Source organism: Alcaligenes aquatilis, assembly GCF_003076515.1.
Classification (GTDB): Bacteria; Pseudomonadota; Gammaproteobacteria; order Burkholderiales; family Burkholderiaceae_B; genus Alcaligenes; species Alcaligenes aquatilis.
Genome location: NZ_CP022390.1, coordinates 1600207 through 1621768, shown reverse-complemented (window position 1 = coordinate 1621768; position 21562 = coordinate 1600207). Strand labels below are relative to the sequence as shown.

Genomic DNA, 21562 nt, shown 5'->3' with positions numbered 1-21562 from the left:
ATGTATGACTTAAATGACATGGTGTTGTTTACCGAAGTGGTGCAGCGCGGCGGGTTCAGCGCAGCCGCTCGGCACCTGGGTATGCCGCCATCGCGCGTGTCGCGGCGTCTTAGCCGCCTTGAAGCCGAAGTGGGTGTGCGCCTGTTGCAACGCACCACGCGTAGCCTGTCTCTGACCCCGGCCGGGGAGGTGTTCCTGCGTCATTGCCAGGCCATGCGCGACGAGGCTGAAGCGGCTTATGCCGCTGTTGCACAAGTGCAGCAAGAGCCGCGTGGTCTTTTGCGTATCAGTTGTCCGGTCACCTTGGCACATACCGTCTTGTCGACCGTGTTCGCCCAATTTCTGATCCGCTATCCCCAGGTTGAGCTGGAGGTGGAGGTCAGCAACCGTGTGGTCGATCCGGTGGCCGATGGAATTGATGTGGCCTTGCGAGTACGCAGCACCCTCAGCGATAGCGCCAGCTATATCGTGAAACGCCTGGGCGAAACCGGAGCGATTCTGGTCGCCCAGCCTAGCTTGCTGGCGCGGTTTGATCCGGTGCGAGGCCCGGCAGATTTGGTTAAATTGCCCACGGTGGCCATGTCGGCTCGGCAAGGTCAAAACGAATGGGAGTTGTACGGTCCCGAGGGAGCCAGCGTGACGGTAACGCACAGGCCACGCTATATGGCCTCGGATTTATTGACCTTGCGTGAGGGGGTAGAGCAGGGCATAGGCGTGGGTATCTTGCCCGACTATATGTGCTGCGATGCCTTGAAAGCTGGACGTTTGGTGCAGGTCCTGCCGCAGTGGGCCCCCTTGCCGGGGATCATTCACGCCGTATTTGCCTCCCGCCGAGGCATGGCCCCGGCGGTGCGGCATTTTCTGGATTACCTGGGTGAGCAACTGCCAGTGCATCACCCGCAGATTTAACCGTCGTGGCCTGCAGTGGCTGTAAAGGGACAACTGCGTTGCGCGGGCAAAATCGCCCAGTTCAGATCAATCATGGGGCTGCGTTCAGAGGACCAGCGCTGTTCGGTCAGCCCCTTGATGGGGGCTTGTTCATACAGTTCGAGCAAGGGCTTTGGCGGCTTGCCTCGGGTCTGGATGCTGTAAACAATCAGGGCCCCGCATTGCAAATCCTGCGGAAGTTTCAGCCAGGGCGAAGCGGCAGGATCGGCATCGATAAAGACCATGACGTCCTGGCCTGCATGAACGGCGATATTTCCACCCAGCCAGGTATCCGCTACCACGACCTTTAGGGGGATGCCGGGCATGTGCTCTTTCCAGATGGCCTGCATCTGAGCAGACACCTCGGGGCCGGGGAAGGTGGAGCGAGAATCCCGGCCTGTATGCCAGGCCAGTGGACCACGGGCCAAGGCATAGCCCGATGCCAGCAGAATCTGCAGCACGATCACAATAATGGCGATACGGCGCAACTGAATCTTGTCCTGGCCATGCAGGATCCACAAGGCAAAAAAGCCATACAGCACAAAGAACGTCGTGGCCCAAGAGGCCACCAGACGGGTGCCCATAATGGCTGAAATCAAGACTGTGCTGATCATGGGGGTCAGGCCTACCCATAGCACAAACTGCTTATCGCTGCGGGAAATCGCATCGGCATAGCGCTGCTTGTCTTGCAGGGCGGTATCCGACTGAGCCCGCTTTTTCTTGTCCCGATGGTTCCAGATGCCCAGCGCGATCATGGCCACTATCATGGGGCTCAGTCGCCCTAGTTGGTCCAGGCTAAAAGCTAGTAGCTCTTTGTAGGCCTGCCAACGAGTATGCGTTTCCAGCGAGCCATCCATATATCGGAAGGGGGCGAAGTCATGCTTTACCAGCCAGTACAGGTGGGGGGACAAAACCAGTACATAGGCAAGCAGGGCCAGACCCACGCCTACCCAGGTTTGTCGTTGACGCCACATGCCGCTGCGCAGGAAATACAAAAAGAAGGCGGTGAACAGAATAACGGCGCTGTATTTGGTGACGGTAGACAGCGCCGCGACTGCGCCCAGCCACAACCAGTCTGCCGGTTTCTGGTCCCGGCTGGCACGATAGAAAAACCAGGTCGCGGCGGTTACGGACCACAGCTGGGCCGTGTTGTGATTAAAAATAGTGCCGCGCAAGGAAAAGTAAATACAGACAGAGCTGATCAGCAAGACCATCAAGGCGCGCTCAGGATTCAGGAACTCGCAGGCCAGTTTCCAGATAAACCATAGTCCCAGCACCGAGGCTGTCATGCCTGCTGCAAAGGTCAGCCAGGCCGGGCGTCCGAGCATACTGGTTAAGGCGGCCATCACCCACGAGGGGAAGGGGGGATGTTTCAGATAGCCCAGCTCAAAACTGGCCGACCAGACCAGCTCTTCCATGCCGTCCAGGTCAGGCGCTTTGTGGCTAATAGCCATCAAAACGGACCACAACAAAACCATGAATAACAGATACAGCAGCACATAGCGCTGGTAGGTGTCGGATGGGGTAGACGCTGGGGTTTGGGCAATCATGCGTAGGACGAAAGCGTAAAAATAATTAAGTGTACTTCCAGTGCGTTGAAAATCACCGATTGGACAGGCGCACTAATCTGGGCTACGATGCGCTTCGTCATTAGGGAGTAGCCGCTTCGAATGAGCGAAGATCAGCGTCAACATACTTGACCTATACAGGGTCATGGCGCTGGTAGCAACTTAGCCTGGCAAGACTTTTGACCATAGACCTTCGCGTTTGGCCGGGAGGGTTTGTGGTCATTCGTCTCGTATCCGGCCAGGAGTTGTTATGGAAGCGTTGTTTATCTCCACGGGTGTGGTTGCTCTAGCAGAAATTGGGGACAAAACCCAGTTGCTCGCCTTTATTCTCGCAGCCCGCTACAAACGCCCTTGGCCCATTATTCTCGCTATTTTCATAGCAACCTTAGTCAATCACGGTCTGGCTGGTGCCATTGGTGCCTGGGTTCCGGCATTGCTGGATCCTGAAGTGCTGCGTTGGGTGCTGGGTATTTCCTTTCTGGCCATGGCCATCTGGATTCTGATTCCCGACAAGATCGACGATGCAGAGGCCACACGTACTCGCTTTGGTGTGTTCGGGACCACCCTGGTCACCTTTTTCCTGGCTGAAATGGGCGATAAAACCCAAATCGCCACGGTCGCTTTAGCCGCTCAATATCAAGAATTCGGTTTTGTGGTGCTAGGCACGACTTTGGGCATGATGCTGGCCAACGCTCCGGCCGTTTTGTTCGGTGAGCGCATCGCCCGCCGTTTGCCTATTCAGTTGGTCCACCGGATTGCAGCCGGTATCTTTGCTGTGCTGGGTGTGCTGGCCCTGTTGGGCGGCACCCAAAGCCTGGGGTTCTAGCATAGCTAGGGGTTGGATACCACTTGCCGTAGTCGGCCCGGATGGGTTGACCTGCGACGAGCGGTATCCATATTCACAATGGGTGCCAGAGTCAAAGGCACAGGCGAGTGGGTAGGCGCGCTTTTTCCATGATTGAGGACACTGATCGCCTCTTGCAACTGGGCACCGTTCTGATTCAACTCTTGAGCGGTTTCGCTCAAATCATGAACCAGAGCGGCATTGTCGGTGGTAATTTGATCCACTTGTTTCAGGGCTTGGGTCAGTTGGCTCAAACCAATGCTTTGTTCACTGGTAGCGGTAGAGATTTCACCCATCAAACCCGCTACTTCAGAGACCGACGTCAGAATTTCCTGCATGGTTTGGCCCGCATGCGCTGCATGATTCGCCCCTTCGGCACTGAGTGTTTGGGTTTGAGTGACCAGTTGCTTGATTTCATCGGCCGCTTGGGCTGCTTGCTGGGCCAACGAACGCACGGCAGACGCGACCACCGCAAAACCTTTACCGGCTTCTCCAGCCCGTGCTGATTCAATCGACGCGTTGATTGACAGGATATTGGTTTGAAAGGCGATGTTGTTGATCATCGAGACGATATTGCCAATATGCTGCGAGCTTTCCAGAATCTGTTGCATGGACGAACTGACCTTCTGAACCGCCTCATTGCCACGACTGGCAATATCAGCACTGCGGCTGGCCAGTTCATGGCTGGCCTTGGCATTGTCTGCCGTTTGCAAGACGGTTTGCCCAAATGAACTCATGCTGGCGGTAGTCTCTTGCATGGAGGACGCTTGTTCTTGAGTGCGTGCTTCCAGCAAGGCACTATTGTCAGAGAGCTTGCGTGATACCCGCTGATTGTTTCTGCAGCTCTGGTCCACGTCCGTGCTGATGCTCATCAGGCTTTTGCGCATCAGGTCCAGGTTTTGACCCAGTGTCTCCAGGTTTTTGACAGCAGGCCCACGTGTATTGACTGTCAGATTGCCCGCTGCAATTTGTTGAGCGATGTGCGTGGCTGTTTTAAACGATCCCAAAACACGCCGCATCAAGATCGCTTGATAGCCCAAAATTATCAACGTGCCCACGCCCAGGGAGCTGGCCAGCAGAGTCATGCTTTGCTGTGGCATTTCCGTATTCAGAATCATGGCAATAATCCCGCCGGTAATACCCAGATTCAATATGCCTTTGCGCAGAAAAGCCGCCAGTAAACTGGGGCCAAATAAAAATCGTAGTCCTGCAAAAGGGCGCTGCCAGCTGCGGACCGTAATATTGCCAGCGCGTATGGCCCGTGAACGATTTCGGCCCTCGCGCAGTTCCTGATAGAACTGTTCAGCGGCTTGAATAGCTTGAGGTTTTGCCCGTACCCGTACCGAGGCAAAGCCGGTTAGTTCACCTTGTTCAATAATTGGGCTGGCATGGGCTAGAACCCAATAAAAACCGCCGTCTTTACGGCGGTTTTTAACGACTCCAACCCACGAACGCCCCTGCTTTAGGGTATGCCACAAATCTGCAAAAACCTCGGAGGGCATATCGGGGTGGCGCACGATATTGTGTGGCTCGCCAATCAACTCCGCCCGACTAAAGCCGCTTACCTCGACAAAGGCCGGGTTTGCATAGATGATGCGCCCGGCCAGGTCAGTTTTGGAGATGAGATATTGTTCGTCCAGCAGCTCGGTTTCGATGCCGGTAATTGGTAGGTTCTTGCGCATAACCTTCCCCTTTATATTTTTGTATCAGCAAAAGACGCGCGATAAACGGATCAATTTCTTGTTGTGAATTTTCGTGAATAGTATCATTTGATCCGTTTTTTATGTCTAAAAATAAAAAATTGATAATCAAATGAAAATCATTGTCACAAATGGGTTGAAACTGAAAAAATTGATCCGTGCTGATACAGGGGGAAAGAGGCGCTCAGGAGGGCAGGTACTGGGCGTGGAAGGCTTCGCTGAGCAGTTGCAAAAGCAAGGCGATAGGAATGGGCTTGGCCAGGGCTGTGGCGTTGCCGGGCAGGCCACCGCGTGCGTGAATGTCGGTGGCACTCAGAGCGGAAATGACGTAGATCTGGGTATGTCCGGTTTCGGGGGCGTCCGCCAGGGCTTTGAGCATGGCAAAGCCATCGAGCTTGGGCAAGTTCAGGTCCACAATCAGGACATCGGGGTAGAAATTGCCTGCAGCAATCAGACCTTTGAGCCCATCCTGCTCACAACGCAGTTCAATCGGGAAGGGCAGATGTTCCATGGCCATACGGTAAATAGCCAGCAGATCCAGATCGTCTTCAACGACCAGCACGCGCAGACAAGGTTCATCGTTGCCAACGGGCAGGCTTGAGGGGGTGGGGGCATCGGGTAGTTGCGCACTACCTCGCCCTTGGCGCTCTTGCAAAATGGTTTGCACGGAGTCGCGGTCAATGCGTCGGTGGCCGCCTTGGGTTTTCCAGGCCTTCAAGGTCCCGGCTTCTACCCAAAGTTGTACGGTGCGTACGGACACACCTAGTAAATCAGCAGCCTGCCGAGTGGAGTAAACGGCGTCGTTCATGGAGTCAAAAAAATGAAAGCAGGCCAGACCGGGGTAGTGAAAGAAAGGGCCCCGATGTAGCAGTGCAGAGTGTAGAGACGATATTAGTAAGTACTGAAATACTAATACTGGCAATGGGAAGTGGCCTGTTCATGCCCAGTGATAGGCAGAGTATTTGACACACATGCTTCTAATATCTCCGATTTTCAGATGTTCATGTTTCTTCAGGGAATCACTTTAATCTGGCGGGCCTGTGAACCTGGACTCGCCCTGCTGATTTTACGCGTATCCCTTGTGCTGTCGTGTTACCGGACCTTCCAGTGTAGGCCCTTGAACACACTTGTCCTCTAGCGCAACAAATAGGTGTCCGGGATCGTGACGGGGCTGCCAAACCAGGAAATCAGGGTGTTTGCACCCTAGTGTTTTTTGTTGGTATTGACCTTGATCCCAGCCTGCCTTTATGAAATAAATAGGAATCTATTTTATGCAAGTCTCCTCGTTTTCTACAATCAGCGTTGTGCGTCTTATGATACGGCTGTTTGTGATTTTAAGCATTATGGCGCGTCATTTTGGAGCCAGGCTTTTTAAAATTAATGATACCTTTCCCGCCATTTTTCTTATTGGTAATGAAATAAAGTTATTAGGCAATTGATCGTTTGTTTCACCCAGGCCGATGCAGGATATCGGCGTGTCGATAATCCCATCCCAAAAAAAAGCAGGCGTAGTTTCGGGGCCTGATCTTTGGCGGCATGGCGATTGAGAACGCACTGAGGCAGGCACAGTGCTTGTTTTGGGGCAGAAATAGGGGATTGGCTTGTTGCTCACATTATTTACCAGTTTTTTAATGGGGCAACGCTTGTTTAATCAAGCGAGTGTTCCTAAATGGCCCAGGCTAACTTATGAAAGATCGCATTGTTCGGAGCAAATGCTCGATGCCTTGCCGGATGCGATTGCTATGTTTGATTCCAGCGGGATGCTGCAGGGCTGTAATCGGGCCATGCGCAACTTGTTGGGTATTCCGGAGTTAGTCAATCACACAAATGATTTTCTGGATTTTTTTCAACGTCTCGAAAATGGACTGCAGGCCGATTTAGCGTATTTGCTGCCTGGAATTAGCCAGGCTATTTACCGCGCCCATCATCCCTTTTATTGTATGCACCGGGATGGCGAAGGTGAGCGCCGGCGTGCGCTGGAGTTTCACTCCTATGCTGCGCCAGCTCCCGCTACGGCCACTTTATTGATGATTCGTGATGTCAGCGCACAAATGCAAAAAGAACGGGACCGGGCAGACTGTTTTGCAGTGGCCGCTCATGAAATACGCTCTCCGCTGGCGGCCATCAGCGGCTACATTGAATTGCTGCAGTTAGAGTCCACCCCGTCAGCCTGGGCTGGCAAAATTTACATGAAGTTACGAGAAAAAGTTCGAGGGGTGGATGTGCTGCTCGACGATTTGACGCGTCTAAATCGCATCGAGTATGAAGGGGTTGGCAGCCGGGAGTGGCGCACGTCAGATTTGCGTGCGGTGTTGCGCCTGAGCCTGCGCTCTTTCAATGAACAGCGCCACCGTATTTGCCTGGATTTACCTTCGCACAACATGTGGGCCAGAGTGGATGTGGTTCCTTTGCTAGTGGCGCTGCGCAATGCCTTGGAAAATGCCTTGAAGTACTCTGCTGCGGATACGGTGGTGACCTTGCGTTTGCGGCCTGGCCAAATGGGTTGGGCCTGTATCGACGTCCTGGATCAAGGCCCGGGTATTGATCCTCTTTATAAAGATAAGGTGTTTGACAAGTTCTATCGCCTGCCCGGCCAACAGGTGCAAGGCAGTGGTCTGGGTTTGTCCATTTTGCGCTCGATTGTCCAGCATCACGGGGGCAGGGTGTACTTCAAGGATCACCCAGGGGCAGGCGCACATTTGGTCATGGAATTGGTTTTGTTGCCTTCCGCGTCGTATATACCTTAATCTTCCCTAAAATAGGGTTATTTTCATATATTTAAGTTTGATATAAGGTACAATTTGCCCTCTTTTCGATGAAGCGAGGTGATCGCCTTTTCAGGTGCACCTCGCTTTGAAGTTTTTATGTTGCGGTCATCTCGTTGGTAGGGAGCGCAAAATCCGTTAAAGGAGCACACGATTATGCAAGGCTTGCACTTGACCGCAGACCTTTACCAATGTGCATGCAGCCCGGAGCTGCTGATCGATGCCCAGAAACTGGCTGATTTTTGCCGCCAGCAGACGATCGATGCTGGGCTGACGATTGTTGGTGAAGAGTGGCAGGCATTTCCCGAGTTTGAAGGGCAGCCCGGTGGTGTCACCGGTGTCCTGCTGCTGGCGGAGTCTCATTTAGCCATTCATACCTGGCCAGAGCGCGACGGCGTGACGCTGGACGTGTATGTTTGCAACTTCATGCAAGACAACTCAGGCAAGGCGACCCGCCTGATTAACGGTATTGAGCAGGCTTTCAAGCCCGGCCAGGCCCAGCGTAATCGCTTGTGGCGTGGCGAGGCCGATGGCCCGGCTCATGCAGGCGAACTGCTGACGGAAAACCTGAACCAGGATGCCTTGTACGGCTTTCGCTTTACCGAGCGTTTGCTGGAGCGTCAGACCGCTTTCCAACGTCTGGAATTGCTGCGTTCCGAAACCCTGGGTACGACCTTGCGCTTGGACGGCTGCATGATGACCTCCGAGGCCGAAGAGTTCTTCTACCACGAGGGCCTGATTCACCCGGCCGCCATGGCACACCCCAATCCACGTCGCGCCTTGATTGTGGGCGGTGGTGATGGTGGTGCCCTGGAAGAACTGTTGAAGTACCCCAGCCTGGAGCGAGTCTCCTTGGTTGAGCTGGATGGCGAAGTGATCGAGGTGGCTCGCGAGCACTTGCAGTCTATTCATAAGGGGGCCTTTGATAACCCGCGTGTGCAGATTCAGATTGAAGACGGCGCGAAATTTCTGGCCAATACACAGGAGCGGTTTGATCTGATTTACCTGGATCTGACCGACCCCGAAACGCCGGCTGGTCCTTTGTACACCGCCGCGTTCTTTGAGTCCTGCAAACGCGCGCTGGCAAGCGGTGGTGCTTTGGTCTTGCACCTGGGTTCGCCTTTCCACGAAAGCCAGCAGGTCAAGAACCTGAGCGCATCCCTGGCCAGCGTGTTTGCGCAGGTGCATGGTTACGGTCTGCATATTCCGCTGTACGGTTCTTACTGGGGGCTGGCGATTGCTTCCGACGAGCTGAACCCGCGTGCGTTCTGCGCCGAGCAAATCCAGGAACGTCTGGAACAGCGCATGAGCAGCGAGAATCAGGATTCTCTGCAGTTCTACAACGCTGATCTTCATGGCGCCTTGTTTGCTCTGCCTACTTTCTACCGCCGCCTGATGCCGGTGAACGAGGCCAATCTGGAAGAGGTCTGTTAGGCCGCCCGCGATAAACGGCCAAAGCTTGGCGATCCGCTGACTTTGCTAGAAATAGAGCCCCTGATCTCAAGTAGATCAGGGGCTTTTTTTGTCCGCGATGCTGTCAGTGCGCCATGTGTCGCACTGAGTCGAAGCTTTATAGAGCAGGTTTAGCAATGGCTGAGACAAGGTCAATATACGCTCAGGCGCGCGTCAAAAGTCCGCCCTAGGGCAGGGGTGGGGCATCGCAACGGTGTGCAGCAGTGCAGGCGTGGGAAGTGGAGCGGATTGAGGGTGGGCATTTATTGGCCGCTCACGCGGCGGGCTTGGGTTTGAGACGTGTCCAGAGCAGCCGGAAACACACGGGCGCACAGGAAATCGACGAAGGCTCTGACTTTGGGCGAAGGATGTTTGCTGGCAGGCCAGAGGATGTAGAAAACGCCAGTGCGTTCTGCATAGTCGTCCAGAACGGTTTGTAGCCGCCCATCTGCCAGAGGCTCGCTGATCGAGAATTCTGGCAGATAGGCGATGCCCAAACCCTGCACGGCAAAGCACACGCGTGTCTCGATGTTGTTGCAAATCATCGAAGTTGGTAGCGTCAGTTCGGGCTCATCGGTCGCGCGGTGCAAGGCCCACGGCTCCAGCTTGCCGCTGTTGGGAAAGCGGTAGTGCAGGCAGGTGTAATTCAGCAGATCAGCAGGTACTTGGGGTATTCCTTGCCGCGCCAGATAGTCGGGTGAGGCGACCAACATCGAACGAAAAGAGCCAAGCCGACGAGCGGAAAGGCGCGAGTCAGTGGGGTTGCCCGTTCTGACTACGGCGTCGAAACCTTCCTCGATCACATCAACGAGCCGGTCGCTGAAATCCAGGTCCAGCTCGATCTCCGGGTACTCGCGCATGAACTCGCCGAGCACGGGCAGTAACAGCGAGCTGACTAAAGGCAGGCTGACTCGCAACCGGCCATGCGGCATAGTCGTCGCCTGCGACAGTTCCTGTTCTGCCGCCTCGATTTCGGCAAGGATGCGGCGGCTGCGCTCCAGGAACAGCGAGCCCTCGGCTGTCAGCGAGACACTGCGAGTGCTACGGTGGAACAGGCGCACACCCAGCTTTTCCTCCAGCCGCGCCACACTCTTACCAACCGCAGAGGCCGACACGCCCAGCAGCCGACCAGCTGCAACGAAGCTGCGCACTTCAGCCACTTGGACGAACACCACGAAGCTGTTGAGACTGTCCATCATCACCCCTCAATTACGGACATAAAGTTCCGCTTAACACGGAACTCTACCTGACTTTTTCTTTAATTTCAGGCTTTCTATCATGACGTTTGGGTCCACTGATGAAAGGAATTACCTGTAATGACTTCCGTAATTACGCGATGCGCCGACGCCCCGCCTGCGCATCTTTCCACCCGTGTACAGACCATAGCTCAACAGGCACTGGACCAAGGCCGCCTGGTCGGTGCGGTCGTGCTGGTGGCCCGCGATGGCAAGCTGATCCATCACCAGGCTTACGGCTGGGCCGACCATGAAAGTCGTCGTGCGATGACGGTGGATACGGTCTTTCGCCTGGCCTCCGTGAGCAAGCCCATTGTCTCCACCGCCGCACTGGTATTGGTGGCGTCGGCCATTGTTGCTGATCGCCATCAGCGGCTTCGCTGTTGTCAATGCGGTGACGGCTGTTTCTGACAGCTATACCATCACACTTGTCGCCCGTTTCTTTGCTGGTGTATTTGCAGGACTGTTGTGGGCCTTGGTGGCCGGCTATGCGGCCCGCATGGTGCCCGAGCACCTGAAGGGCCGCGCCATCGCGATCGCCATGGCAGGTACGCCGATTGCACTTTCCCTGGGCATTCCGGCCGGCACTTTTCTGGGTGCGGCTTGGGGTTGGCGCGTGACTTTTGGTCTTATGAGCATTCTGACGGTGATTCTCGTGGTCTGGGTGACTGCCAAGGTGCCGGACTTTCCAGGACAAGCACGCGGAAAGGGGTTTGCACTCAGGACGGTTTTTACTTTACCGGGCATTCGGCCGATTCTGTTTGTCACGCTAGTTTATGTGCTGGCCCATAACATCCTCTACACCTACATAGCCCCCTTTCTCGTCCCGGTTGGCATCGCGGATCGGATCGATCTTGTCCTGCTGGTTTTTGGCGTCGCTGCGTTACTGGGCATCTGGATTGTGGGTGTGTTGATCGACCGCCGCTTGCGTGAACTGGTACTGATCAGCACGACCTTGTTCGCGCTTGCCGCATTGGCACTTGGCCTTGTCGGCAACGTACCGGCTGCTGTCTACGCGTCTGTCGCCGTCTGGGGGCTAGCCTTTGGTGGTTCGGCGACGCTCTTTCAAACGGCTTTGGCCAAGACGGCAGGGGAAGCCACCGACGTAGCGCAGTCCATGATGGTGACGGTCTGGAACATCGCTATTGCTGGTGGCGGAATTGTCGGCGGCATTTTGCTCGAAACCTTCAGCGTGTCTGCCTTTCCGTGGAGTGTGCTGGTGCTGCTTGTCGCGGCATTAGTGGTCACTGGAGTTGCTCGCTCACATGGTTTTCCATCATCGAGATAGGCATCTGCCACGGGCCGTCCTGCCCGATCTCAATCCAAGCAGGACGGTGTAGCAAGATACCGCCTTATTCCTTATCCGCCCCACGATAGCGCTGGTAGGGCAGGACGTTCCAGGTACGTGTGGTCAATTGCTTGGCAGAGATCACCGCTGGAATATCGTCCAGTAGGCTGCGGGCTGAATGCAGTTCCCGCACGACCTCTTGCTTGTCCTGATACATGAACTCGTCCGAGGCCTCTTCCGGTGCTTGCTGCTGTTTTTCTTCCAGATCGCTGATCAGACGCTCTTGCTGAAAGCGCAAGGCAGCACGGGCATCTTCAATCCAGGCGGCTTGCATGCTGCGGTTATGGTCCACCACGGCGCTGTACTCGGTGTAGACACCGTTATAAATATCCCCCGCATGGTGTCGGACGTCGTGACTGGCGATTTCTAGATCACGCACCGTCAGTTGAGATGGATCCAGCGGTTCGCTGCGCTTGGCCCCGCCCAGACGGGTGTACTGGGTGTAGTAGGGGAACATGCTCTGGATCACCTTGCTGACGGGCTGAATCGCCTCGCCTTCCTCGCAAAGACCTTTGGGTTGCACGCCTTGCATGGCGGGCAGGATGGATTCGGGGCGGCAAATCTCCTTGGGCGGCATGATGCCGTGACGCAGCATCTCACGAATGCCCGTGCCGGAGATGGTCAGCCTGAAGCGATCATCGTGCGGGCAAGTCTCGGAAGTAGCGTGGCAGGCGCAGCGAGTGCAGTAAAACACCTCGTGGAACAGGCGCACATCAATGCCCATTTCCTTGGGGCTGAACTGATCAAAAATGCTGTGGCTGGCGTACTTGTCGTAGTAGCTGCCAATCCCGGCGTGATCCCGCCCAATCAGGGCGTGAGTACACCCGTAGTTCTTCATGATCAGGGCATGCAAAATGGTTTCGCGCGGACCCGCAAAAATATAGGTGACACGCAACGGTGACAGGATGGCGCGGTCCTTGGGGTAGTAGGTATCGAGCACGTTCCGGTAGGCCATCATGCGGAACTCATGGCGCACGTATTCACGCTTGGCCATCTCTACCAGTGGCTGCAGGAACAGGCCATCAATCCCCTCCAGCGCATTGCGGTGAATGTACTCGTGGCCCCGGTGCAGTGGGTTTGCGCCGGTGATAAAGCCCGCCACGGAATTGAATTTCTTTTCTTCGTAGAACAGATGCCAGGTGTCCTTGGGTTCGCGCCGCAGTTTCTCGAATGGGCCCCAGTCCACACGCTGCAGCAGGTGCAAGGTGCCGCCCAGGGACACATCGCCCATGCGTCGGTAAATGGAATCCACACCGGGGTGGTTTCTGTCTGTCGTGCCAAACAATTGCTGGGCGCGCTGCTCCTTGTCGTAGGAGAAGATGTCCTCGATGCTAAGGATGGCAACTGGTTCGTTGTCGCTATTGGTCAGCGCCACTTCAGAGCCAACCGAAAGGTCTTTGATAATGTCGCGGTTGCGATCGCCAATGGGAGCAAAGCTCAAGGGCACAGGCCACACCACACCATTACTCAAACGACCCTCTTTGAGCACGGAGTTGTAGTCGGCCTCGTTCATGAAGCCCTTGTTGGGAGAGAGCACCCCGGTCGCAATCATCTCGATGGTGATGACCGCCTCCAGATCCACGCGGATGCTGGGCAGGGAGCGCGCACGTTCGATCTCGTCCTTGACGCGATCTTCCGGGACGACCTGGTTGACCAGCGTCCCACCATGCGGCTGCTGGGGGTAGCGGTCAAAGTTCAATGTTGAGTGCTTCATATTGCCTCCTTTAATGTGCCCCGCGTGATGATGAAAGATAGTTGTTTGTCGGGGCGTTTTTCTGGTGTTGGGTGATAGATGTGCTCTGGGCCGGAGCAGATGCTCTTTGCTTTCAAACGCTCTATTTCTTCTTGTGATGTCGGACGAAAAATCCTTGTCCGAACAGGTGATGCAGCGCTGGCTTGAGTACCGCTTGCGCATCGTTTTGCTGCGGTCGTTTGATACGGCATGACGACAGGGATACAGGCACCGTGTCGGGCTGCTTGGCAGGTGAGGTGATCTTCACCGTGGCCCATGATGCTGCGGCGGTTGCTTGCCCCAGGAGATCTGCCTTGAAATTCAAATTGGGTATAGGTGATAAGCCCTAGATTTTCATGGCCAGATCCCGCAGGAACTGTCCTAGTATTACTTACAATCACGAGAAAAATCATCGAGTTATACCAAAGTAGGAGACAGTGCAGATGACGCCAGCTTGGGTCGTGTTGGCTTCCTTGATTTACGCCGCCATCTTGTTCGCCATTGCCTGGTTCGGAGACAGGAATCCTTTGTATACCCAGCGCCCTTGGCTGCGACCCACGGTCTACAGCCTGGCCTTGGCTGTGTACTGTTCTTCCTGGACCTTTTATGGTGCGGTCGGCTCGGCCGTGCGCTATGGCATTGGTTTTTTGCCTATTTATTTAGGCCCCATGCTGATGCTGCTGTTTGGCTGGCGGATTATTGAACGCCTGGCGCTGGTGGCTCAATCCCAGAATACGGTGTCCATTGCGGACTTCATGGCCAGTCGTTATGGGCGTTCGCAGCGTTTGGCGGCGATGGTGGCGGGGATTGCTGTGGTGGCTGCCGTTCCGTATCTGGCCCTGCAATACAAGGCGGTCGCCTTGAGTTTGAGTGTGCTGGCAGGGACGGAATTTCATGTGGGCCTATTAGGTGATCCGGCCTTATATGTTGCCGTTTTGATGGCCTTGTTTGCCATCCTGTTTGGAACACGGCAAGTGGATGCCACTGAGCATCGACCGGGCTTGATGCTGGCAGTGGCGTTTGAGTCGGTGGTGAAACTGGTGGCGTTGGTTGCCGTTGGTGTGTTCGCGTTTCGCTGGTTTGGGGAGGCTGAACTCAATATGGTGGGAGCGGTCACCACCTTGTTCGAGAACAGTCCCCCCGTGGGCTTTGTCGGGCAGACCTTGCTGGCTTTTGCCGCCATTATTTGCTTGCCCCGTCAATTCCATGTGGCCATTGTGGAATGTGGGGATGTGGTGGATATACGGCGGGCGCGCTGGTTGTTCGGCGCGTATCTGGTGCTGGTCAGCGTGATGGTTGTGCCCATTGCTGCGGCAGGTGTCAGCTTGTTTGGTGTCGGGGGCGAGGGGGTGGCACCCGATAGCTTTGTGCTGGCCTTGCCCTTGTCGCAAAACCAGGTGGGCCTGGCCTTGATGGTTTATATAGGCGGTTTTTCGGCAGCAACCGGCATGGTGATTGTGACCAGCGTAGCGCTCTCGACCATGGTCAGTAATGACTTGGTGATGCCCTTGTTGCTGCGCCGAGGTTGGGCGCAATACCAGCAAAGCACAGTCGCTTCCACGGTGTTATGGATACGTCGTGTTGCCATCATGGCGCTGGCCGGTGTGGCTTACGGCTATTACATGCTCAGCGGCAGCGATACGACCTTGGCTGCCTACGGCTTGATGGCTTTTGTGGCGGTCGCGCAGTTTGGGCCGGGCTTGATCGGTGGCTTGTATTGGCGCGGTGCCAGTCGGCAAGGGGTGGAGGCCGGTCTTTTATTGGGCTTTGCCATCTGGGTTTATACCTTGCTCCTGCCAACGCTGACCGAGGTTGGTTTGCTGGCAGATGACTGGTTGCATCAAGGGCCTTTTGGACTGTCCTGGCTGCGCCCTTATCAGTTGTTTGGCGTAGAAGGCTGGGACCCGCTGACGCATGGCACTTTCTGGTCCTTGCTGTGCAATATCAGCGCATTTTTGTGGGTTTCGTGGCGCAGACGTCCGGGCTTGGGAGAACGTTTGCGTGCCGAGCCTTTTCTGGATCCTTATGCAGAGCGACAGACGCTGGCGGCCCGGCATTCTTATGGGGATCTGTCGGTACACGATTTACTGGTATTAGCGGAACGGATTGTCGGCAAAAAAATGGCGCGTCGTGCTTTTGAGACGCAGGCCAGGCAGGTCAAGCAAGTGCTGGAACCTGGTCTGCGGGCTGATAGTGCCTGGGTGCATTTCACCGAATTGCTATTGGCGGCAGCGGTGGGGGCGGCGTCTGCGCGTTTGGTGCTGACCAGTGCCTTGCGTGGTTCGGGCATGGAAGTGGCCGCCATCATGGCCGTGCTGGACGAGGCGGGGCAGGAGCTGCGCTTCAATCGGGATATTTTGCTGGCTACGCTGGAAAATATTGATCAGGGCGTCAGCGTGGTGGATGCGGACATGCGTCTGGTTGCCTGGAATCAGCGCTACCAGCAGTTGTTCGATTATCCACCCAGCATGCTGTATGTGGGCCGCTCTGTGGCGGACCTGATTCGCTTTAATGCCGAGCGGGGCAAGGTCGATGGCGTGGAAAGCATAGGGGTGGAACAAGCCATAGAACGTCGTATTCAGTTCATGCGCGAAGGCTCTTCCTATGTGACTCAACGCATGTTGAATGACAAGCAGGTGATCGAGCTGCGGGGGCGACCTTTGCCGGGGGGCGGTTACGTCACCAGCTATAGCGATATCACGCAGTACAAGCGCGTGGAGCGCGAATTGCGCGAAATGAATGATAGCCTGGAGCAGCGCGTTGCGGTGCGTACACAAGAGGCGGAAAAAGCCCAGGAGTCCCGTACCCGTTTCCTGACGGCGGTCAGCCATGATGTGCTGCAACCGATTAATGCGGCGCGTCTGTTTGCCTCGGCATTGCGCGATACTCACGACCTTGCAGAGATGCCTAATCTGGCCGAGCGGGTCGACACTTCTTTGCGTACGGCAGAAGAATTGCTGGAGGGTCTGCTGGATATTTCCCGTCTGGATGCTGGGGCCTTGAAGCCGGATTTGGGCGTGATCGATGTTCAGCACTTGCTGCAGCATTTGGCGGATCAATATGCGGCCATGGCGGCACGGCGTGGTATCCAACTGCGGGTTCATGCACGACCTTTGCAGGTGTATAGCGACCATCGCTTGCTGCGTCGGGTGCTGCAAAATTTCCTGGCCAATGCCTTGCGATATACGCAGGAGGGGAGGGTGGTGTTTGGTGTGCGGGTTCGGGGTAAGGAACTGGAGTTTCAGGTTTGGGATTCAGGACAGGGCATTCCGTCTCATCATATTCAGCAGATTTATGCAGAGTTTCATCGCTATGAGCAAGCCTTCGATTGGGATGGTCGTGGCCTTGGGTTGGGCTTGTCTATCTGCCAACGTATTGCCGTCCTGTTGGGACACACGCTGGATGTGCGATCCCAAGTGGGGCGCGGCAGCATGTTTTCCATCCGTGTTCCCTTGAGCCAGGCTACCGAACCTGGCAGCTATCCAAATAACGAGTCCAGCAAGCCTGCAGACGGCCTGCCCTTGACGGGCTTGCGGGTACTTTGCCTGGATAATGATCTGGATATTATGGCGGGTATGGAAGTGCTGTTGGGTCGGTGGGGAGCGCAAATCATTACCGCCAATACGGTCGATGGTGCTTTGGAAAAAATCGACTTGCATCCCGAGGTCTTGCTGGTGGATTACCACTTGCATGATCGATTGGACGGCTTGCAGGCACTGCAATTATTGCGCTTGCATTTGCCCCATGCGCAAGGTGCTTTGTTGACGGCCGATGGTAGCGATGAGTTGAAAGCGGCAGCTCGGCAATATGGTTACCTGGTGCTGACCAAACCGGTCAAGCCCGCTTCGTTGCGCGCTTTTTTGGCTGCCCAAATTAAAACGTATTAGCGTCCTGGGACTCGTCCTGGTTCAGGCCAAGGTGACTGGCCATCAAGACGGCCTGGGTACGATTGGAGGCACCCAATTTGCGCAAAATAGCCGTCATGTGAGCCTTGATGGTGGCCTCCGAGACGTTCAGCTCGTAGGCAATCTGCTTGTTCAGTTGGCCTGTGCTGAGCATTTGCAGCACGCGGAATTGTTGTGGGGTCAGTTCGCGCAATTTCGCGGCCACTTCGCGTTCGTCCAGGCTGATGCCAGGGGCACAAGAGCCGATTTCCGGCAGCCAGGTGCCGCCGTCCAGAACTACCTGCAAGGCCACGCCCAGGGTGTGAGAGTCAATAGATTTGGGGATGAAACCCATGGCGCCGTGATCCATGGCGCGGCGCATGAAGCGGGCCTGTTCATGGGCGGTAACCAGAATGATGGGCAGGCAGGGATAGGTTGCGCGCAAATGAACCAGGGCGCTAAAGCCAATTGCCCCTGGAATATCCAGATCCAGCAAGAGCAGATCGGCGTCCGGATGGTCGTCGACCAGGGGGTATAAATTGGAGATGCGATCCGCTTCGTAAATGGCGGTGCCGGGAAACAGGCTGGCTACGACGCCTCGTAATGCTTCACGAAACAGCGGGTGATCGTCAGCAATGAGCAGTTCATTCATGTGAGGATTATGCCATGTTCACGTTTCTGTCATAGTGCTTGTCAGGATGAGCTGCACATTCGTAAAAACAGGGCACCGAAATGCCCTGTTTTCTGTTCCTGCATGCTGATCAAATCAGCGTAAAAGCCTTAGTGAGCGCTGGCGCTGGCAGCACCAATGCCGGTTTGACTGCGTACGGTCAGAGCCTCGAAGGCTTCTCGTTCCTGGGTAGCGCGGGCGCTGTTATCCAGGGTCGAGAACAGCCAGATCGAGAAGAAAGCCAGCGGGATGGACAGGATGCCAGGGTTAGGGAAAGGCGTGATGGGCTCGGCAAAACCGAATACATCCACCCACACCGTGCTGCTCAAGACCACCCACACTGTGGCGGTGACCAGACCCAGGAAGCCGCCAATCGTGGCGCCTCGTGTGGTGCAGCCACGCCAGGCAATTGACAGCACCAGAACCGGGAAGTTGGCACTGGCGGCAATGGCAAAGGCCAGGCCCACCATGAAGGCGACGTTCTGGTTCTCAAAAATAATGCCCAGCAAAATCGCCAGCACACCCAGCACCACCGTGGAGATACGCGAAATGCGCATCTGGTCTTTTTCGGTCGCGCGTCCTTTGGCGATGACGTTGGCGTACAAGTCATGCGAAATAGCTGCGGCACCAGCCAGAGCCAAGCCTGCGACCACAGCCACAATGGTTGCGAAGGTCACCGCTGCCAGAAAGCCCAGCAACAGGTTGCCGCCTACGGCATTGGCCAGATGAACCGCCACCATATTGGTGCCACCAATCAGATTGGTCAGCATGTTGAAAGAGCCATCCGGGCCAGTCTGGAAGTACTCGGGGTGCTTGACCAGCAAGGCGATGGCACCGAAACCGATGATGAAGGTCAGCAGGTAGAAGTAGCCAATAAAGCTGCTGGCGTAGATCACGGATTTGCGAGCTTCCTTGGCATCGGCCACGGTGAAGAAACGCATCAGGATATGGGGTAGGCCAGCGGTACCGAAGGCCAGCGCAATCCCCAGGGACAGCACGTTCAGCGGGTTGCTGCTGACGGCAGCGCCGGGCTCAAGAATGGCGTGCCCGGTGGGGTGCGTTTCCACGGCTGCGGCCAGCATGGCATCGACATCCCAGTAGAAAGCGGCCAGAACCAGAATCGTCATCAGCGTCGCACCGAACAGCATCAGGACAGCTTTGATGATTTGTACCCAGGTGGTGGCCGTCATGCCGCCAAAGGTGACGTAAATCATCATCAGCGAGCCTACGATGACAACGGCCACGTTGTAGTCCAGACCAAACAACAGCACGATCAGTTTGCCGGCGCCTACCATTTGCGCGATCAGGTACAGGGCAATGATCAGCAGCGAGGCGCTGGCCGCCAGAATCCGCATGGGGTTCTGGGACAGGCGAAACGAGGTCACGTCAGCAAAGTTGTAGCGGCCCAGATTGCGCAGGCGCTCGGCAATCAGAAACATCACAACCGGCCAGCCGAACATGAAACCGATGGCGTAAATCATGCCGTCAAAACCGCTGACGTACACCATGCCTGCAATCCCCAGGAAGGAGGCGGCGGACAGATAGTCCCCGGCAATGGCCAGGCCGTTTTGAAAGCCGGTCAAACCGCCACCGGCGGTATAAAAGTCTGACGTGGTGCGTGTGCGGCGGGCCGCCCACCAGGTAATGCCCATAGTCCCGGCAATAAAGATCAGGAACATGACAATGGCAGAGGTATTGGCCTGGCCGGGCGAGGCCGCCATGGCATTGCCGCTGGCCAGACTGAACAGGCCCAGGCTCAGAAGGAATGTCTTCATGTCACATCCTTCATGACTTGAGCCAGCAAGGGGTCATACACCTTGTTGGAAATGTAGACGAAGGCGGACACCAGCACGACGGCGCTCAGCAGCACAATGACAGCGCTCAGTACGCCGATGGTCATGGTCATGGAGCCAACGGAGCGGCTGAACAGTTCGGGATCAAAGGCCAGGGTCAGGATAAAACCGGCGTACACAATCACGGTCAAGCCGAAAAAGATCAGACTCATGCGGTTGCGTTTTCTAAGCAGCTCTTGATAGGCAGGGTGCTGGGTGACTGCCGTCACGACAGTATTGGCTGAACTCATTCTTATGTCTCCTTATGGGGTTTGATGATTCTTGGCATCGAGGCTCTCTAAACACGGCGTGTACAGGGAGTTGGCGCTTGCGGGCGCTCTGTGTACAGCATGTATAGAACGAATCAACGTTTCCCAATAGGCGACTTTGGTCGTAGATGGTGGGCGAAGGCTCTGGTTTCGGAGCCTTGATTTGGCTGGACGACGGCACGGCATTACGCCGTAATCGACAAGCGATGCTGGTTTTTTTTTTGGAGGAGGGTGGTCTTATATCGTGTGACGAAAAGAATGCGATATTTCAATCGGCGAGGGGAAGTAAATGACGCAGGATCCTTGCAGGTACAAGATTTGTCTATTCTGCTCTGAGTCGGCCGCAGAGATTCAAAAGAACGCGCTTTGTTTGCTTAAAACAGCGCTTCAGCGGCGGCAAGCTCTTGTGCCGATTCATCGCGGCGGTCGGCACCACGCGCTTTCAGTACTTCGGACAGGAGAAGATGGGACAGGCTGGCAACGGCCACCGAATTATCAGGCAACTGTTCACGTCCGGGCTGGCAGGGCAGGGACCAGCGGGTCTTGGGCCGCTGTTTGTAATCCTGGTCGGTGATCAGCACGATGTCCGCACAGCGTGCTTCCAGGTGCTGGATCAGCTCCGGCATTGGGCTGGCGCGTGGATGCAAATCAAAAATAATGAGCACATCCTGGTGCTGGATGTCAGTCAGGTATTCGGAGACTGTCTGACCTGCTCCGGGGATGAGTCTGACCCCCGGCAAGAACTTGGACAAATGCCAATGGAAATGCCCGGCCAGAAAGTAGTTTGCCTGCAAACCTATCAGCCAAACCTGCCGCGCACGACTGATAGCCTGGCTGGCTTCCAGTAGTGCCGACTGGGACAGATGCCGGTAGGTGTTGCCCAGCTTGCTATAGCTTTCCTGCAGGTGCGAGTGCAAGGTTGTCTCACCCGGAGACAGAGGCGAGTTGACGGGGGTGAAAGAATCATCTGTTCTTTCCGAGCGAATCTGTTTGCGTGCCGCTTCGTAGTTGGCGTATTCCAGGCGGCGGATCAGGCGTGTGACCGTGGCATTGGACACTTGGGCCAGGCTGGCCAGCTCCGAGGCGTTGTAGCTGGACAGATCCCCCGAAAAATCCAGTGTGAATTGGGCCAGACGTCGCTCGGAAGCGGGGAGGTCACTAAGGATGGCGCGTACGCGCTCAAGAAAAGAGATGTTGCTGGTGTCTGGCATGGTACTGGGCGTAGCCCTGTTTTTTTGAGTCAAGAAAAGCGGGTGATGCGGGGAGCTTATTATGCAGCTCGTGGGTATTGTTTGAAGATCTCAAGGCCCCATCCTACCAGAGAATCTACGGCGTT

15 protein-coding genes, 1 pseudogene and 1 riboswitch are annotated in these 21562 nt (G+C 55.7%); of the genes and pseudogenes, 6 read left to right on the top strand and 10 right to left on the bottom strand.

What is annotated here, in order from left to right:
* Positions 1–909: a LysR family transcriptional regulator gene (locus CA948_RS07470; RefSeq protein WP_108727701.1), complete on the top strand. Its 909-nt coding sequence runs from the start codon at positions 1–3 to the stop codon at positions 907–909.
* On the opposite strand, the gene CA948_RS07465 is transcribed toward CA948_RS07470, so the two are convergent.
* Positions 906–2477: a glycosyltransferase family 39 protein gene (locus CA948_RS07465; RefSeq protein ID WP_094197205.1), complete on the bottom strand. Its 1572-nt coding sequence runs from the start codon at positions 2475–2477 to the stop codon at positions 906–908. The two genes, CA948_RS07470 and CA948_RS07465, sit on opposite strands and share 4 nt — an antisense overlap.
* Before the next feature lie 90 nt (positions 2478–2567).
* Positions 2568–2745, top strand: a riboswitch (yybP-ykoY riboswitch).
* Here CA948_RS07465 and CA948_RS07460 point away from each other — a divergent pair.
* The gene (locus CA948_RS07460; RefSeq protein ID WP_094197204.1) at positions 2746–3321 is read left to right on the top strand and encodes a TMEM165/GDT1 family protein; all 576 of its coding nucleotides are present in this window, start codon (positions 2746–2748) and stop codon (positions 3319–3321) included.
* Positions 3322–3326: 5 nt separating this feature from the next.
* Here CA948_RS07460 and CA948_RS07455 read toward each other — a convergent pair whose 3' ends face one another.
* Together CA948_RS07455 and CA948_RS07450 are read right to left on the bottom strand one after the other, a co-directional pair.
* Positions 3327–5021, bottom strand: a complete 1695-nt coding sequence (locus CA948_RS07455) for a methyl-accepting chemotaxis protein (RefSeq protein WP_108727700.1) — start codon at positions 5019–5021, stop codon at positions 3327–3329.
* Between the two features lie 202 nt (positions 5022–5223).
* Entirely contained in the window at positions 5224–5847 is a 624-nt protein-coding gene (locus tag CA948_RS07450; RefSeq protein ID WP_094197202.1) for a helix-turn-helix domain-containing protein, read from the bottom strand.
* A 904-nt stretch (positions 5848–6751) separates the two neighbouring features.
* Here CA948_RS07450 and CA948_RS07445 point away from each other — a divergent pair.
* Positions 6752–7786 (top strand): sensor histidine kinase, encoded by a 1035-nt coding sequence (locus tag CA948_RS07445; protein WP_238988664.1) that lies wholly within the window; start codon positions 6752–6754, stop codon positions 7784–7786.
* 174 nt (positions 7787–7960) lie between these two features.
* The gene (gene speE, locus CA948_RS07440; protein ID WP_108727698.1) at positions 7961–9238 is read left to right on the top strand and encodes a polyamine aminopropyltransferase; all 1278 of its coding nucleotides are present in this window, start codon (positions 7961–7963) and stop codon (positions 9236–9238) included.
* Between the two features lie 281 nt (positions 9239–9519).
* Here speE and CA948_RS07435 read toward each other — a convergent pair whose 3' ends face one another.
* Entirely contained in the window at positions 9520–10452 is a 933-nt protein-coding gene (locus tag CA948_RS07435; RefSeq protein WP_108728725.1) for a LysR substrate-binding domain-containing protein, read from the bottom strand.
* Positions 10453–10572: 120 nt separating this feature from the next.
* Between CA948_RS07435 and CA948_RS07425 the strand changes: the two are divergent.
* A pseudogene (locus CA948_RS07425) lies at positions 10573–11779 on the top strand (MFS transporter).
* 64 nt (positions 11780–11843) lie between these two features.
* On the opposite strand, the gene CA948_RS07420 reads toward CA948_RS07425, so the two are convergent.
* Both CA948_RS07420 and CA948_RS17610 read right to left on the bottom strand, forming a co-directional pair.
* Positions 11844–13553 carry a sulfate adenylyltransferase gene (locus CA948_RS07420; protein WP_094197198.1) on the bottom strand — a complete coding sequence of 570 codons (1710 nt, stop codon included), beginning with the start codon at positions 13551–13553 and terminating at the stop codon, positions 11844–11846.
* Positions 13550–13984 carry a hypothetical protein gene (locus CA948_RS17610; protein ID WP_159086127.1) on the bottom strand — a complete coding sequence of 145 codons (435 nt, stop codon included), beginning with the start codon at positions 13982–13984 and terminating at the stop codon, positions 13550–13552. Before CA948_RS17610 ends, CA948_RS07420 begins: the two co-directional genes overlap by 4 nt.
* A gap of 30 nt (positions 13985–14014) precedes the next feature.
* Here CA948_RS17610 and CA948_RS07415 point away from each other — a divergent pair, with 30 nt between their 5' ends.
* Entirely contained in the window at positions 14015–17458 is a 3444-nt protein-coding gene (locus CA948_RS07415) for a hybrid sensor histidine kinase/response regulator (protein ID WP_108727696.1), read from the top strand.
* Here the strand turns inward: CA948_RS07415 and CA948_RS07410 are convergent.
* The 4 genes from CA948_RS07410 to CA948_RS07395 form a co-directional block, all read right to left on the bottom strand.
* On the bottom strand, positions 17445–18107 hold the full coding sequence (locus CA948_RS07410) for a response regulator transcription factor (RefSeq protein ID WP_108727695.1): 663 nt from the start codon (positions 18105–18107) through the stop codon (positions 17445–17447). The genes CA948_RS07415 and CA948_RS07410 overlap by 14 nt on opposite strands.
* A 128-nt stretch (positions 18108–18235) precedes the next feature.
* On the bottom strand, positions 18236–19900 hold the full coding sequence (gene actP, locus CA948_RS07405; protein ID WP_108727694.1) for a cation/acetate symporter ActP: 1665 nt from the start codon (positions 19898–19900) through the stop codon (positions 18236–18238).
* Positions 19897–20208: a DUF485 domain-containing protein gene (locus CA948_RS07400; RefSeq protein WP_108727693.1), complete on the bottom strand. Its 312-nt coding sequence runs from the start codon at positions 20206–20208 to the stop codon at positions 19897–19899. Before CA948_RS07400 ends, actP begins: the two co-directional genes overlap by 4 nt.
* A 392-nt stretch (positions 20209–20600) precedes the next feature.
* Positions 20601–21437: a MurR/RpiR family transcriptional regulator gene (locus CA948_RS07395; RefSeq protein ID WP_108727692.1), complete on the bottom strand. Its 837-nt coding sequence runs from the start codon at positions 21435–21437 to the stop codon at positions 20601–20603.
* Positions 21438–21562 lie beyond the last annotated feature (125 nt).